Consider the following 15,175-nt stretch of genomic DNA (forward strand, 5'->3'; position numbering starts at 1 on the left):
TAGGAGTATCTCCTTTATGCGCGCAAGTGCTCCGCTTTTACAACCATTTGTAGGCCGTTAGCAAGTTGAACACGTACATCATCCTTATTGATCTCAACAATGGTCGCAGCCATGTTTCCTTTGCCCATGTTCACGTTAACTTCATTGCCAACGGTAACTTCATCAGCGTTTAGTGCACGTGTTTCTACAGGCTTTTCTTGTTTCTGTGTCTTTGGCTTGCTTGGACGACGAGGCTGTTGTGGCTTTTTAGCCGCAGGTTTTGCTTTTGCCTTGCCTTCTTCGCGAGCTTTCTGTGCTTGGTCTTTACGACGAGCTTGAACCTTCGCTTTGCTCTCTGCAAGCGTTGCTTTCGCGTGTTCTACGTGTTCTTCTTCTAGCTCACCACATGGGTTGCCATCTAAATCAACACGTACCGCACCTGGTTTTACACCGTGCAGGTAACGCCATGATGAAGTGTACTGTCTTAACGCTGCACGAAGTTGAGTTTTGCTAACTTTTTCGTCGTCATTTAGACGTTCCGCTAGATCTTGAAAAATACCAATTTTCAAAGGCTTTGCTTCACCTTCTAAAGTAAAGCACTTAGGGAAACATTCAGCAATATATGCGATAACTTCTTTGCTGTTTTTTAACTTTTCAGTCATGAGGGTTCCTGGTTTGAGCGGATTTCCGCGAAGCATTAAGAAAAATATTCTCGTATTATAGTGAGATGCCAAGGAAAAACCACACTCGCGGACGAATTTATGCGTTGTTCGCGTGTGAATTAAGCAGCTTTTCTACTTCAACCATGAAATATGTGAGACCTTCTTCGTCTATTTCATTGAATCGACCAACGCTTGGACTGTCAATATCTAGCACTCCGGCGACTTCACCATTAATCGAAAACGGAATCACAATTTCTGAGTTACTCGCCGCATCACAAGCAATATGCCCCTCAAACGCATGAACATCGTACACTCTTTGTACACTATTTGCTTGTGCAGCAGTACCACAGACACCTCGTCCCATTGCGATGCGTACGCAAGCTGGCTTACCTTGGAAGGGGCCAAGAACTAACTCATCTCCTTTCAAGAGGTAAAATCCAGCCCAATTGAGGTCTTCTAACTCCATAAAAAGCAGAGCACTTAAGTTTGCGAGATTCGCAATGTAGTCTGTTTCTGACTCGATCAGTGCAACTGCCTGCTTGGTAAGTCTTTGGTATTGTTCTATATTCATATTAACTTCCTACTTTTTATTTAAGCTTCCATTCTCTTAGTATGGCGCTAAAATGCAGCCCATCTTTAATAGGACTTATTCTCAATTATAATGAATTCTCGAAACGACACTATTAGCCGTTCTTGGTTGATAACACAAGTGAAAAAGCACAAGTCCAAGCTGATTGTTGCGAACTTGATAGCCGTTCTTGCGACCTTGGTTAGTGTTCCAATCCCGCTTCTTATGCCTTTGATGGTCGATGAAGTCTTATTGGAAACACCCGCATCTGGTGTTGCTGCGATGAACGCCATATTACCCGATACGTGGCACACGCCTACGGGCTATATCTTTTTTACACTCTTTTTAGTTGTCCTCATGCGAGCTGGCGGGCAAGCGCTTAACATCCTTCAGAGCCGTCAATTTACTCTCGTTTCCAAAACGATCACTTACGAAATGCGCAGCAAAATGATCGATAAACTCGGTCGCATCAGCATTCGCCAGTATGAAACGAAAGGTAGCGGAGGTATTAACGCTCATCTCATTACGGATATTGAAACGATTGATCAGTTTATCGGTTCGACGCTCGCAAAATTCGTTATTGGTTTGCTTACTGTGCTTGGGACTGCGATTGTCTTGCTTTGGCTTGATTGGCGCCTAGGTCTGTTCATTTTGTTGGTCAACCCTATCGTTATCTATTTTTCTCGAAAATTAGGTAGCATGGTCAAACATCTCAAGCGTAAAGAAAACCACTCGTTCGAATTATTTCAAAACCGATTGGTCGAGACTCTCGATGGGATTTACCAATTACGTGCGGCCAATAAAGAGCGTGAGTTTCTCCAACAGTTAAAAACCAGTGCAGACCAAGTACGAGTTGATGCGGATAAATATGCCTGGCAATCCGAAGCAGCTGGTCGCGTTTCATTCCTGCTGTTTCTAATTGGCTTTGAATTATTCCGCGCCGTCGCCATGTTAATGGTTGTGTTTAGCGATCTCACCATTGGGCAAATTTTTGCTGTATTTGGCTATTTGTGGTTCATGCTCTCTCCTGTTCAAGAGTTACTTGGTATTCAATTTTCCTGGTACAGCGCTAAGGCAGCTTTAACACGCATTAATGACTTATTACAACTGGAGGAAGAAGATAGACCCGTTTCAAAGGTAGATCCTTTCAGTGGTCATCGAGAAGTTGATGTGAAAATTGAAAACGTCAGCTTTTCTTACAACAATGAGAATAAGGTATTAAACCTTCTTTCAATGCACATCCCCGCGGGAAATAAAGTGGCGCTGGTCGGCGCAAGTGGTGGGGGTAAATCAACGCTAATCCAATTGCTGATTGGCGTTTATCGACAGAATACGGGAACGATTCGTTATAATGATGAGCTAACCGAAGACATTAGTTTCGAAGTAATTCGAGATAAAATTGCTGTGGTATTACAACAACCTATACTATTTAATGACACCTTAAGGCATAATCTGACTCTAGGTGGTCATTTTGATGAACTGTCGTTGTGGCACGCACTTGAAGTTGCTCAGTTACAAGATGTGATCGCTCAGTTAAACCACGGCTTAGATACACAAATTGGACGTAACGGTATTCGCTTGTCAGGCGGACAGCGTCAACGACTCGCGATTGCTCGTATGATATTGAGTAATCCACAGTTTGTTATCTTAGATGAAGCAACATCAGCGCTGGACACCGCTACTGAAGCGGCACTCCATAAAGCATTAACCGAATTCTTACACGGTAGAACGACTCTGATTGTCGCGCACCGTTTATCCGCCGTTAAGCAAGCAGATTTGATTTATGTGCTTGAAGATGGAAGAGTGACACAAACAGGTACTCATGGTGAGCTCGTCGAGCAAGAAGGCTTATATCAAACCTTATATGGGGGCATTCAGTCCCACGCATAAAGCGCTATTTGTTGAGAGGTCGGCATGACCTCTCTGCATAAGCATGCGATGCAACCAAAAAAAATCCGTCTCTGCCAAGGTTGCGAGCTGCCTGTCGATATAATTCCATTACCCGATGGTAAGCTTGCACACTGCCCTCGCTGTGGGCACGAGTTATATCGTGGCGGCAATCCAAGTTTATCTGGTAACCTCGCAATCGCGATTACTTGCCTTCTTCTTTTCGTACCCTCTCACTTTTTCGATTTCATCAGCATCCGACTATTTGGTGTCATGATCCCTGCAACATTACCGTCCGGTATTATTGCGCTAATGCAAGAGGGCTTTGTTCTTCTCTCCTTACTGATTTTATTTTGTAGTTCTTTAGCCCCTTTGATCGTCTGCACTTCCGTTGTTGTCGCACATTTATCTCTATACCAGCGTTGGTTCAGAGGACTACAGGTTTCACTTTGGCTCACTCAGCACTTCAAACACTGGGCGATGATTGACGTGTTTCTTGTCAGCATCGCTATCTCATGCTTTAAATTACAAGACTACTCGGATATTTATGTAGGCCCAGGCCTTATCGGGTTGGTTTTACTCCAAATATCAACAGTATTACTCATCTCTCGATTCAGTGCTCGGCGCTACTGGGAAGCATGGAAAGCGGAAACCTCTTATGTTTTTAAACATAAAGATGTCCACTGTCATGAATGTCATTTGTCACAACCCGAAGGTGATCAGTGCCAACGTTGCCATCATACGCTGCACCATCGTAAACCACATTCTATTCAAAAAACATGGGCGTATTTGATTACGGCAGGCATCGCTATTTTCCCTGCCAACTTGATACCCATTTCCATTTTAATTACCAATGGTCAGCGCTTAGAAGACACGATTTTCTCCGGAGTTGCAGCACTCATAAAAAATGGGATGTACGGTATCGCGTTTATCATCTTTGTTGCCAGTATTGTCGTACCAGTCGTGAAGATACTCGGACTTGCTTACATATTGTTATGCATCAAGTTCAAACGTTCCGTGTTCAAAAGACAACGAATGATGGTCTACTTTGCTATCAAGTGGATTGGCAAATGGTCGGTCATGGATTTGTTTGTTATCTCCATCATGATGACCTTAGTCGATCGTGGTCAAATTCTCGATTTTACACCTGGATATGGCGCCGTCGCTTTTGGTTTAGTTGTCGTATTCACAATGCTTGCCGCTGATAGCATTGACCCTAGGCTTATCTGGGACCAAGTCCCAAAACAATCACAAAAAGAGTCAATTAATGAGTGATCAGAATAATTCTCAAACGTCCTACGTACCCGATGTAAGGAGGAGCAAAGGCATCTCTCCCCTTTGGCTTTTACCAATTCTAACCATAGTGCTCGCCGGATGGTTAGTCGTCAAATCACTTCATGATGCCGGTCAACGTGTACAAATATACTTTTCAGATGCCGCGGGCTTAGTCGCGGGGCGTACGACTATCCGTTATCAAGGTTTAGAAGTCGGCATGGTAAGAGACATCAATTTGTCGAAAGATCTAGGCAGCATTTATGTGGATGCCGATATCTACCCAGAGGCGACAAAACTGCTTAACGAAAAAACACGATTTTGGTTAGTGAAACCAACGGCGAGCTTGACCGGTGTAACTGGGTTAGATGCGCTAGTTTCTGGTAACTATATTTCGATTCAACCTGGCGACAGTAAAGAATTTGAAACTAAGTTTCACGCCCTTGAATCCGCACCAACCGATCTGCATGTTACTCAAGGTTTAAATATTAAACTGAAAAGTCTTGACCTAGGCGGAATCTCAATCGGTTCACAGATTGTGTATAAAAAAATCCCAATTGGTGAGGTGTACAGTTATCAACTCAATGATGATGCAAAGTCGATCACCATTCAGGCAAATATCCAAGACCAATACAGCCACCTTATAAACAGCCGTAGCCGTTTCTGGAATGTGAGCGGTGTGGGCGCAAGCATTGGTTTTGAAGGCGTTGATGTTCGACTAGAGAGTATGAGTGCGCTGCTCAGTGGCGCTATTGCGGTGGACTCCCCGGATGATGGCGAACCCGTTAATGAAAATACTCAATTCCGACTGTACAAAGATCTAAAAACCGCTGGTCGTGGTATTCCTATCAAAATCACCTTACCTGATGACAACAAAATCAGTGCTGAAGGAGCCCCGATCATGTATCGCGGCATTGAAGTTGGTCAAATCACGGATTTAGGCTTGTCTGAGGGACGTGAAGTCATTTTAGCCTCTGCAGCGATTCAACCAGCGTTTAGCGACATGCTCACTTCAGGCACACGTTTCATTTTGGAAGAAGCAAAAGTTTCTCTATACGGTGTGGAAAACATTAGCAATTTAGTTCGCGGTAACTTCTTAACTATCGTGCCTGGTGAGGGAGACCGTTCTCGTCGTTTCACCGCCATTCGTAAAAACGTTTATAACCAGCAGCAAGAAAGAACCGTCGCGATTCGCTTGGTTTCTGATAACTCTTTCGGCCTAAGCAGTGGTGCGAATGTACTTTACAAAGGCATTGTTGTTGGCTCTATCATCAAGGTTGGCCTGCTTGATAAAGTCCAAGCTAAAAAAGCGCAGCATGAGGTCTTTATGGATGTACTTATCGACCACGAATACAAGCATCTCATCAAGTCAGACAACCGTTTCTATGTCACTGGTAGTGCGTCTGCTGAGCTAACCGAATCCGGCTTGAGTGTTACCGTTCCACCAGCAAAACAGCTTTTAAGCGGTTCGATCAGTTTTGTTAGCCAAGGCGACAAAGGTATTCAAAAAGAGTATCAGCTCTTCCAGAGCGCATCACTGGCAGAGTTAGCCCAATACAACCAAAGTGGCTCGAAAACCTTAACCTTGTTCGCCACTGAACTGCCGCCAATTTCAAAAGGCAGCCCTCTACTCTATCGTAACCTGCCTGTTGGTAGCATTTCTAATTTTAACTTGGTGGATGGTGGCGTCATGGTGAAAGCCACCATTGAAAATCGTTACGCTCACCTATTGACGACACAAACCGTATTTTGGAATCGTTCAGGCGTAGAGATTGATGCCTCACTTGCTGGCGTAAGTGTCAAGGCGCACCCGTTAAAGTCTTTAATTAAAGGAGGCATTGCTTTTGACTCTATACCAGGGATCGAGAATAAAATCGGGTCACGTTGGAAGCTCTATCAAGATCAAAGCCATGCGAGAAAATTTGGCCGCGAGATCGCATTAGAAACGGACGGCACCCAAGAAGTCACTAAAGGTACACCTATTAAATATCAAGGTGTGAAGGTAGGCGAAGTGACGCTTGTTGTACCCAATTTCCGTCGAAAAATCGTAGAGGTCACTGCTCGAATATTACCTGAATATGTAGAAAATATTGCCGTATCAGGGACGCATTTTTGGCTTACAGAGCCCAAGATTGGTCTAGACGGCGTGAAGAATCTTGATGCGATAATCTCTAAATCCATCAGTGTCGAGCCTGGTCAAGGTACTGCGAAATTTAAATTCAAACTTGAACCGATGCGCCATCACGAGCAAGGCACCTCGTTTACCTTACAGAGTGAACAAAGAGGTTCAATTCAAGTCGGCACTCCTGTTCTTTACCGTCAAATGGAAGTCGGTCAAGTAACGAGTGTACGCTTGGGTGACTTCGCAGACCGGATTATTACACAGATTGAAATTCAACCTAAGTATGCTTATCTCGTTCGTCAAAACAGTGTGTTCTGGAATGTTTCCGGTGTCGACGTTTCTATCGGTATTACAGGCGCAAACATTAAAGCAGGCACGATTGATAGCTTAATGAGAGGCGGGATTGCCTTCTCTACACCAGAGCAATCGCAAATTTTACCTGCAGCTAAACCAGATCACTCTTTCTATCTCTACCCTAAGGCTGAAGACGATTGGGCCCACTGGCGGACTGCCATTCCAAAACCATAATGGGTTTACCATCACGTGATTGAGTAAAGAGCAGCAAACAAACGTTGCTCTTTTTTTATTTCCCACACCATGCGAACTATTCGTTTCTGTGTCGCTTTCGTATATCATTTGCGGCAAATTCTGCAATCGAGATTTTACTTTGCATTCTAACGTTTACATCCCAGACGCGTTTCTGGAAAAAATCCAAACTATCCTTCCAGCCCACCTCAATATGGAAGACTTTGTCGCTGCATGCCAAAAACCTCTGCGTAAGAGCATTCGTGTTAATACACTGAAAATTGGGGTTGAAGCATTCCTGCAACGTGCAGAAGCAAAAGGTTGGAAACTATCACCCGTACCTTGGTGTGAGACAGGTTTCTGGATTGAAGCGGATGAGTCTGTTGTACCGTTAGGCAATACCGCAGAACACATGTCTGGTTTGTTTTACATTCAAGAAGCAAGCTCAATGATGCCCGTATCGGCCCTATTCATGAACGATGAATCTTATGATGCAGTGCTAGATACAGCGGCAGCACCAGGCTCAAAAACCACTCAAATTGCCGCTTTAATGAACAATCAGGGTATCTTAGTTGCTAATGAATATGCAGCGAGCCGCGTTAAAGTGCTGCACGCCAATATTGAACGTTGTGGCGTCCGCAATGCCGCTCTAAGTAACTTTGATGGACGCGTATTTGGTGGTTGGTTACCTGAAAGGTTTGACGCGGTATTGTTAGACGCGCCATGCTCAGGTGAAGGCACCGTTCGCAAAGACGAAGATGCCATGAAAAACTGGACACAAGAGTCAGTGCTTGACATTGCAGGCACCCAGAAAGATTTGATTGAAAGTGCATTTCACGCCCTAAAACCTGGCGGCGTGATGGTTTATTCAACTTGTACATTAAGTACCGAAGAAAACCAACAAGTCTGTTATCACCTCAAAGAGACGTTCGGGGACGCCGTCGAATTCGAAAGCCTTGAAGGTTTGTTTGAAAACGCTAGCGCATCCCTGACCGAAGAAGGCTTTTTACACATTTTTCCTCAGGTTTATGACTGTGAAGGTTTCTTTGTCGCTCGTATTCGCAAACTTGCTAGCGCTGAAGCTCCTAAGGTGAAAAAGCGTATGGGTAAATTCCCATTCACAAAAGCTTCCAACAAAGAGTTTGCAGAGATTTCAAAACAGCTTCTCACTGCGCTAGATATCACACTACCTAAAGACAGCGCCGTTTGGCTTCGTGACAACGATGTGTGGCTATTCCCAGATGCTCTAGAGCCAATGATCGGGGAACTGCGCTTCTCTCGTATGGGCATTAAAATCGCAGAAGCTCACAAAAATGGTTACCGTTGGCAGCATCAGGTAGCCACTGCTTTAACGACGGGGTCAGAACCCAACGCGATTGAGTTGACCATCGAAGAAGCGCGTGAATGGTATATGGGCCGTGATGTTCGTCCACAGAATATGTCTGTTGATACAAAAACAAGCAAAGGCGAAGTGTTTGTAAAATACGAAGGTGCAATCATTGGCCTTGGGAAATGGGTCAGCAATCGCATTAAAAATGGTTTACCAAGAGAATTGGTTAGAGATAAAAATCTATTTTGATTGTGCTTAAGACTTTATAAGCAAATGAAAAGCCATCGTATTTACGGTGGCTTTTGGGCTCTATAGCATGATTAGGAATGGGCTCACTAGCGATCCGAGTGCCCTGTACTAAACTGAATGTATCAAAGGTAAGCTTTGATAGGCATTTCTCTCTATGTTCACCAACTTACCACGTTGGTCAACGAGTTTAGCGCGGGCTCTAAAGAGCCGTTTCCCCTAGGCCCAAAATAAGGACGAATTTGGGCCATTTTTTTGGTTGAAAGGCTCTCTATAAAACGAGCTTAAGCAAGACGAATTCCGTCTTTCTCAATCACGATCTTGCCCTGTTTGTACAAACCACCGATAGTCTTCTTAAAAGTACCTTTACTGGTACGGAAGGCGTCAAAAATCGCTTCTGGCGCTGATTTATCATTCAAAGGAAGGAATCCCCCCTTCTTCTCTAATAACTCAAGGATCTTGCTCGACAGGTCATCCATCTTTGCTACACCGACTTTTTGTAGCGCTAAGTCGATTTTACCATCTTCACGAATTTGCTTAATGTAGCCTTTTAGTTGCTTGCCAATAAACAACTTGCCGAATACATCTGATGGGAAGATCATACCCCAGTGTTTACCGTTCACAATCGCCTTATAACCTAACTGGCTACGCTCTGCGATAATCAAATCAACTTGCTCGTTAATTTCGTAATTCGCAGGTGTTTTATCTAGCAACTTGTTGAACTTTGTTGTACCGACGATGCGACCAGACGCTTTGTCCGTATACACGTAAACTAAGATGTTTTGACCTGGAGCAAAGCGAGCACGTTGCTCACTAAATGGGACCAGAAGATCTTTCTCTTTGATTCCCCAGTTAACAAACGCACCCGTTTGGTTGATGCCTTCAACGGTCATTAAGCCCCATTCGCCTACTTGAGCGATTGGCTTTTCAATGGTCGCAGCTAGCTGGCTTTCCGAATCGAAGTAAAGAAAAACGTCGAGGTGAACGCCAATTTCGGTACCTTCAGGTACATGCTTATTAGGCAGCAATACCGAGCCGTACTCATCACCATCCAGAAATACACCAAAATCAGCCTTTTTAGTGACTTCTAAGCTGTTAATTTGACCAATTTTAATCATTGAGTTTGTCTCTTTTTAAATTTAATTGGAATTATACCCAAACTAACAAGAAAATCAGAGAGAAATACACACCTCTCTGTTATGCTGTCATGGTTCAACAATTTATCCTAGCTGACCTTAAGTTGCCACGTCCCAAGGACGCATATCGGTATAGAACGCGTTAGCAAAATCAGGAGCTTTCCTTGGTCACCGTCGACAAACAGGATTCGATCACCCTAAAAATTAGCCATGCTTTGGCAAAGAGTAAAACTCTCGACCTAGATATCTACATTTTTGTCCCTGGCGAACTTGGTTTAAATGCCGATATCATCAGTGAGTCTGAATTCTATTACACCTCCATCACGCAAAAACGTGCTTACTACAGTACAGAAGCGCTGCTCCCACTTGTTCACAGCCGATTAGCAAAACGAGGCCGCTTATCCAATCAGCAATACCGAGTCAGTTTAAGCCTTTTTGCTTATCAATACGTCATCGCTTTAGATAAAGCAGTAGCGGCGTTGAACAAACATGAGAGTGACAGCGTAACAGGTGAGGAAGTGGATGACGTGATTGAGCTGACCATCGATATCTTGAAACGACTTCGACGTTCAATTCCTTACGAAGAAAACCTAAAACGTTACTATGTCAATATCGATAACTATTTGTCATGGTATACCGAACAAAAGTTCTTATCCCTTGTCGCACACCTCCCTCGTGAAGGTGACTATAGTACGATTAAAGAACGCCTCATCATACTCTGTGAGAAAGAACAAGCGCACCGAAAGCTGAATAACTACAATTCAGCAAGCGTAGTTGAAGACGTCACTCGATTGTCTAATAAAATGCGATTGTTACGACGTTTGATTGAACACCCAATCGTACTTAGCGAAAAGACGACATCAATGGGTAATAACATCAAGCGTGCGATCAAAGGAATAGCGACAGGCTTAGTGATGGTCGTGGTGACTTCAACCGTGATTCTTGCTCGCGATTATCTTGGTGAGATTTCCGCGTCGTTCATTATTGCCATGTCGTTTATTTACGCACTACGTGAAATATTCAAAGACGATCTGCGCGATGCCATGTGGCGTTGGATTCGTAAAGGCAAGCCCAAATGGCGTAAGAAATACATGGATCCAACAACCAAAAAAGTCGTTGGCCGTAAATTAGAATGGCTCGATTATCGTTCGTTATCGAGCCTGCCAGATCGTATTCAAAATATCCGCAAGAAGCGAGTTGTACAACGCGAAGAACAGATTCTTCATTATCACGCTAAGACTGAAATGACGACATCGATGTTTTTAAGTGGTTATGAGCAAACACGAGAAATATTGAACTTCAGTTTACGCCCTATCATCCGTTTAATGGATAAAAGCACAAACCGAGTTTACCGCTTACATGATGGGCAAGTCAGTAAAGAATCCGTCGAGAAAAGGCATTTGCTCAATGTGATTGTCAAAGAAGACAACCACACCGATGCCCCCGTATTCTATCGATGGAAAGTCGTTTTGAATCGTTCAAAAATCGTCTCTATCGAGAAAATCGAATTGAGTTAATTGGCCCATTCAACATCAATTAAGCAGCCTAACGTTGGGCTGCTTTTTTAATCGATAATGTCAGAGAGAATTCAGCCATTGGTTCATCACCATGAATACTTGGGCATAACGCGGTGATCTTAACATCCTGATTTACCCGCTCACCCGTTTCTAGCGCGGTACGCAACATCTCATCAATTACTGGACCATCGTGACACACAAAATGCACATCACCTTCAGGGCGTTTTAAGAAATCGGCATTCACTCCTTTAAATGCCAGCGAAATTTTTTCTCCCTGCTCTTGCGCTTTACTCATGGCGAGAAAGCCGCCAGCCACATCAGCTCCCACCGCTAACGCGCCGAAATACATACTATTGAGATGGTTCTTAGTTCTTCTTCTAAGCGGGATCCTCACTTCTACATGCTTGTCATCAATGGCGAGTATCTTTGGTCGACAAAGCCAGATAAGTGGGACTTTAGAAAAACCGAAAAGATTGAGATAAAGATTCGCACGGCGGACTGCTGATAACATTTTGGTCTCCTTACCAAGCTAGTCTGACCAGTTAATCAATGAAGATAAAAAATGTCAAAGTAATGTTGATGATTAGTTGTCATTGATTAAAAAAAAACTTCTTTAGCGACAGTGTCACTGATGATTAACTCGCACTATTCCCTTTAGTTTGGAACAATCAACCTATTCACACTGTTAGTATTTCGAAAAAATTGTTATACATCCAAACAACCATGTATTGATATCGTAAGCGATTCTTACAATTTATATATAAGTGTATTCAATGAATATCAACGCCTTTGTATACAATTCGATATTAACTAGAGAAGAATCCCGTTAAACGGTTTATTCCTAAGTGTAATTCCGTTATCTTTACCGCTTCGCAATAGAGAATAAAGCTATAACATGCCTATTAAAACAGATGAATTGAGAACCCAACCTTTGGGTCCGATGCCTACCCCCGCTGAACTTGGAAGCGTGCACCCTATCACTGACGATGTCGCAGAACGTATAGCTCAATCTCGCCGCCAAATTGAACGCATTTTATCCGGTGAGGATGATCGTATTCTTGCTATTGTGGGCCCATGCTCAGTACATGACACAGATGCAGCGCTAGATTACGCTACGCGCCTAAGTCAAATTCAAGATAATTACAAAGACGAACTGTTTATTGTGATGCGTACTTACTTTGAAAAGCCTCGTACAGTAGTTGGTTGGAAAGGTCTCATTACCGACCCTAACCTAGACGGTTCTTACGCGCTTGAGGCAGGTCTGCACAAAGCTCGTAAACTACTACTGGATATCAACAAGCTTGGTCTTGCAACCGCTACTGAGTTTCTTGATATGGTCACAGGCCAATACATTGCTGATTTGATCTCTTGGGGCGCGATTGGCGCGCGCACGACAGAATCTCAAATCCACCGTGAAATGGCATCAGCGCTATCTTGCCCAGTTGGTTTCAAGAACGGAACGAACGGTAATGTGAAAATTGCTATTGATGCGATTCGTGCAGCCCAAGCGTCACATTATTTCTATTCTCCAGATAAGAATGGCCGTATGACCGTATACCGCACCAGTGGTAACCCTTATGGTCACATCATTTTACGTGGTGGTGAGAAAGGCCCTAATTTCGATGAGGCATCGATAAAGCAAGCGTGTGATGCACTCGCTGAGTTTGGTCTGCCAGAGCGTTTGATTGTAGACTTCAGCCATGCGAACTGTCAGAAGCAGCACAGAAAACAAATCGATGTTGCCGCAGATATCTGTGATCAGATTAAATCAGGCAGCACTCGCATAGCTGGTATCATGGCAGAGAGTTTCATCATTGAAGGCAACCAGCCAATGACGGATATTAACAACCTAACTTATGGTCAATCGATTACTGATCCATGTTTAGGTTGGGATGATACCGTGACTATACTGGATATGCTGTCAGATGCGGTAAAATCCAGTAAATAATTTCCCTATAACAAGATAATCAAGGAATCTCCATGCCATCGTTTGATATTGTTTCAGAAATCGATACCGTTGAACTTCGTAATGCGGTTGATAACGCTAACCGTGAACTGTCTACTCGTTTTGATTTCCGCAATGTGAATGCGAGCTTTGAGCTAGTAGAAGAAAACGTAAAAATGTTAGCGGAAGGTGACTTCCAACTAAAGCAAATGCGTGACATCTTGCGTGGTCATTTAGCAAAACGTAATATTGATGCGAATGCAATGGACGCACAAAAGCCTGATATTACAGGCAAGAACTGGCAACAAAACATCGTTTTCCGTCAAGGTATTGATACACCAACAGCGAAAAAAGTGGTTAAGCTCATCAAAGACGCGAAGTTAAAAGTTCAAGCTTCTATTCAAGGCGATAAAGTTCGCGTTACTGGTAAGAAGCGTGATGATCTACAAGCAACGATGGCGGCTATCCGTGAAGCGGAACTGGGTCAACCATTCCAGTTCAACAATTTCCGTGATTAAGCACTATTCTCCACGTCATTAGTTGTTTGACGTCAAATTGAAAACGCCGACAAGTAACTTGTTGGCGTTTTTGTTTGCATCAGTGTAGGCGGTTCAATCAGATAACTAAGTCTTGCCCTTGAAGTAACGAGAACTCACTCGTGCCCTGACGTATAAATACACATATACGCAAGTTTTGTTCTTTTGCCTTCGCCAGTCTATCGGATAACTCTGCTGCACATGTGAACGCTTCTCGTTCTGCATCTCGCCTAACCAGCTCCATCACATCAGCAGCACACTTCGTCGAATACAGAACAAATTCAGCTTGTTGCATATATCGCACCGCTTTAATCGGCAGCATTTCGACGTCAGCACCTACCTGAATCCAAGTACAACTGCCTTTCTCATCCAACGGTTTTGCCATTGTGTGCTGATAGATGGCTTCCAACTCTCGATTATCACGCGCATTTTCTACCTCTGGATTAGAAAAATAGTTCTCCCAGAACTTACGACGCAGATCGACACTCGGTAACGCTTCTTTGATAGAGTTTCGTTTGGAGTTAGCAAATTCTGCAATTAATCCCATATTCTGTGGGAGGATTGATTCAAGCTTTTCCCGAATATTACGAATCAGTACAGGGGATGCGCCACCACTTGAGATAGCAATTTGAATGCGCCCGCGATTTATCATCGAAGGTGTAATAAAGTCACAATATGGTTTGTCGTCTACAACATTAACTAGGATTCCTAGTTCCTTTGCATCTTTATAAACTTGGTGATTAATCTCTGGGTTATCAGTCGTCGCCCATACTTGGACAAATGTTTTTGTGACAATGTCACTAGAATAAAAGCGTTGAATCCAACTCACTTGATGCGAATCGACCAATTGGGCGAGGAAGTCAACAAGTGTTGGAGATACAATCGTGACGTCAGCTCCTGCTTTAAGCAACGCTTCAACCTTACGGCTCGCAACCTCACCACCACCGACAATAAGCACTGGCTTGCATACTAAATCTAAGAACAGGGGAAAGTATCGCATTTCAATCCATGATGATTTCAATTAACTGTCTAGACTCATGCTACCAAAAACTGGGCAACCACTTCACCAAGTTTCGATATCAAAAATAATTTTTGTTCGAATTTCATGCTAACTCAGTTTCGCACAACTGCTGACACTTTTAAGAACAAACAATTATTCTACAGTTTACTCAACCAGACTATCGATTGTTCTGACGCACTGAATTAACCACTTGTTGCACTATTTACAACTGTTTTACATTTCGTCATTCTAATTTGTAGGCATTTTGTGATTCTCTTCAAAACCCTTTTTAAATTATATATTTGAGAATTATCAGATCCTTTTCTACGCTTATAACTGGTTGATTTATCGATTGTCGTTTATTCGTAAAACAACCATCTAGGACGATAACACTAATAAATTGGACACGTTGTATCAGGTCGCTCCTGATTAAACATGGATCATACAGGA

At 43.3% G+C, this 15,175-nt stretch carries 12 protein-coding genes; 7 read left to right on the forward strand and 5 right to left on the reverse strand.

Annotation, left to right across the window (positions count from 1 at the left end; genetic code table 11):
- Positions 1-14: 14 nt before the first annotated feature.
- The gene (proQ, locus tag ACVA54_RS05510; RefSeq protein WP_099077950.1) at positions 15-641 is read right to left on the reverse strand and encodes an RNA chaperone ProQ; all 627 of its coding nucleotides are present in this window, start codon (positions 639-641) and stop codon (positions 15-17) included.
- A 97-nt stretch (positions 642-738) separates the two neighbouring features.
- Positions 739-1,212: a GAF domain-containing protein gene (locus ACVA54_RS05515; RefSeq protein ID WP_099077949.1), complete on the reverse strand. Its 474-nt coding sequence runs from the start codon at positions 1,210-1,212 to the stop codon at positions 739-741.
- Positions 1,213-1,302: 90 nt separating this feature from the next.
- Between ACVA54_RS05515 and ACVA54_RS05520 the strand changes: the two genes are divergently transcribed.
- The 4 genes from ACVA54_RS05520 (at position 1,303) to rsmF (ending at position 8,594) form a co-directional block, all read left to right on the forward strand.
- Complete coding sequence (locus tag ACVA54_RS05520) at positions 1,303-3,099, forward strand: ABC transporter ATP-binding protein (RefSeq protein WP_446649452.1); 1,797 nt, start codon at positions 1,303-1,305, stop codon at positions 3,097-3,099.
- 24 nt (positions 3,100-3,123) lie between these two features.
- Positions 3,124-4,371, forward strand: a complete 1,248-nt coding sequence (locus ACVA54_RS05525) for a paraquat-inducible protein A (protein WP_099077947.1) — start codon at positions 3,124-3,126, stop codon at positions 4,369-4,371.
- Positions 4,364-7,018, forward strand: coding sequence for an MlaD family protein (locus ACVA54_RS05530; protein ID WP_119464264.1), 2,655 nt, complete (start codon positions 4,364-4,366; stop codon positions 7,016-7,018). The genes ACVA54_RS05525 and ACVA54_RS05530 overlap by 8 nt, the downstream gene beginning before the upstream one ends.
- 139 nt (positions 7,019-7,157) lie before the next feature.
- Complete coding sequence (rsmF, locus tag ACVA54_RS05535) at positions 7,158-8,594, forward strand: 16S rRNA (cytosine(1407)-C(5))-methyltransferase RsmF (protein ID WP_446644303.1); 1,437 nt, start codon at positions 7,158-7,160, stop codon at positions 8,592-8,594.
- A gap of 281 nt (positions 8,595-8,875) precedes the next feature.
- On the opposite strand, the gene ACVA54_RS05540 is transcribed toward rsmF, so the two are convergent.
- Positions 8,876-9,709 (reverse strand): CvfB family protein, encoded by an 834-nt coding sequence (locus ACVA54_RS05540; RefSeq protein WP_099077944.1) that lies wholly within the window; start codon positions 9,707-9,709, stop codon positions 8,876-8,878.
- Positions 9,710-9,891: 182 nt separating this feature from the next.
- Between ACVA54_RS05540 and ACVA54_RS05545 the strand changes: the two genes are divergently transcribed.
- Entirely contained in the window at positions 9,892-11,244 is a 1,353-nt protein-coding gene (locus tag ACVA54_RS05545; RefSeq protein ID WP_099077943.1) for a hypothetical protein, read from the forward strand.
- A 28-nt stretch (positions 11,245-11,272) separates the two neighbouring features.
- On the opposite strand, the gene ACVA54_RS05550 is transcribed toward ACVA54_RS05545, so the two are convergent.
- Positions 11,273-11,755, reverse strand: coding sequence for a PaaI family thioesterase (locus tag ACVA54_RS05550; protein ID WP_446579354.1), 483 nt, complete (start codon positions 11,753-11,755; stop codon positions 11,273-11,275).
- A gap of 384 nt (positions 11,756-12,139) precedes the next feature.
- Here ACVA54_RS05550 and ACVA54_RS05555 point away from each other — a divergent pair, with 384 nt between their 5' ends.
- The gene (locus tag ACVA54_RS05555; RefSeq protein ID WP_099077941.1) at positions 12,140-13,192 is read left to right on the forward strand and encodes a 3-deoxy-7-phosphoheptulonate synthase; all 1,053 of its coding nucleotides are present in this window, start codon (positions 12,140-12,142) and stop codon (positions 13,190-13,192) included.
- Positions 13,193-13,224: 32 nt separating this feature from the next.
- Complete coding sequence (locus ACVA54_RS05560; RefSeq protein WP_099077940.1) at positions 13,225-13,707, forward strand: YajQ family cyclic di-GMP-binding protein; 483 nt, start codon at positions 13,225-13,227, stop codon at positions 13,705-13,707.
- A gap of 97 nt (positions 13,708-13,804) precedes the next feature.
- Here ACVA54_RS05560 and ACVA54_RS05565 read toward each other — a convergent pair whose 3' ends face one another.
- Positions 13,805-14,725, reverse strand: coding sequence for an NAD(P)-dependent oxidoreductase (locus tag ACVA54_RS05565; protein WP_446579355.1), 921 nt, complete (start codon positions 14,723-14,725; stop codon positions 13,805-13,807).
- Positions 14,726-15,175 lie beyond the last annotated feature (450 nt).

It is taken from the genome of Vibrio sp. PNB23_22_6, from assembly GCF_052877535.1.

Coding starts and splice junctions, on each gene's coding strand:
- ACVA54_RS05550 (WP_446579354.1), bottom strand. CDS start 11,755: ATGTTATCAGCAGTCCGCCGTGCGAATCTTTATCTCAATCTTTTCGGT.
- ACVA54_RS05520 (WP_446649452.1), top strand. CDS start 1,303: ATGAATTCTCGAAACGACACTATTAGCCGTTCTTGGTTGATAACACAA.
- ACVA54_RS05555 (WP_099077941.1), top strand. CDS start 12,140: ATGCCTATTAAAACAGATGAATTGAGAACCCAACCTTTGGGTCCGATG.
- ACVA54_RS05540 (WP_099077944.1), bottom strand. CDS start 9,709: ATGATTAAAATTGGTCAAATTAACAGCTTAGAAGTCACTAAAAAGGCT.
- ACVA54_RS05530 (WP_119464264.1), top strand. CDS start 4,364: ATGAGTGATCAGAATAATTCTCAAACGTCCTACGTACCCGATGTAAGG.
- ACVA54_RS05565 (WP_446579355.1), bottom strand. CDS start 14,725: ATGCGATACTTTCCCCTGTTCTTAGATTTAGTATGCAAGCCAGTGCTT.
- proQ (WP_099077950.1), bottom strand. CDS start 641: ATGACTGAAAAGTTAAAAAACAGCAAAGAAGTTATCGCATATATTGCT.
- ACVA54_RS05560 (WP_099077940.1), top strand. CDS start 13,225: ATGCCATCGTTTGATATTGTTTCAGAAATCGATACCGTTGAACTTCGT.
- ACVA54_RS05515 (WP_099077949.1), bottom strand. CDS start 1,212: ATGAATATAGAACAATACCAAAGACTTACCAAGCAGGCAGTTGCACTG.
- ACVA54_RS05525 (WP_099077947.1), top strand. CDS start 3,124: ATGACCTCTCTGCATAAGCATGCGATGCAACCAAAAAAAATCCGTCTC.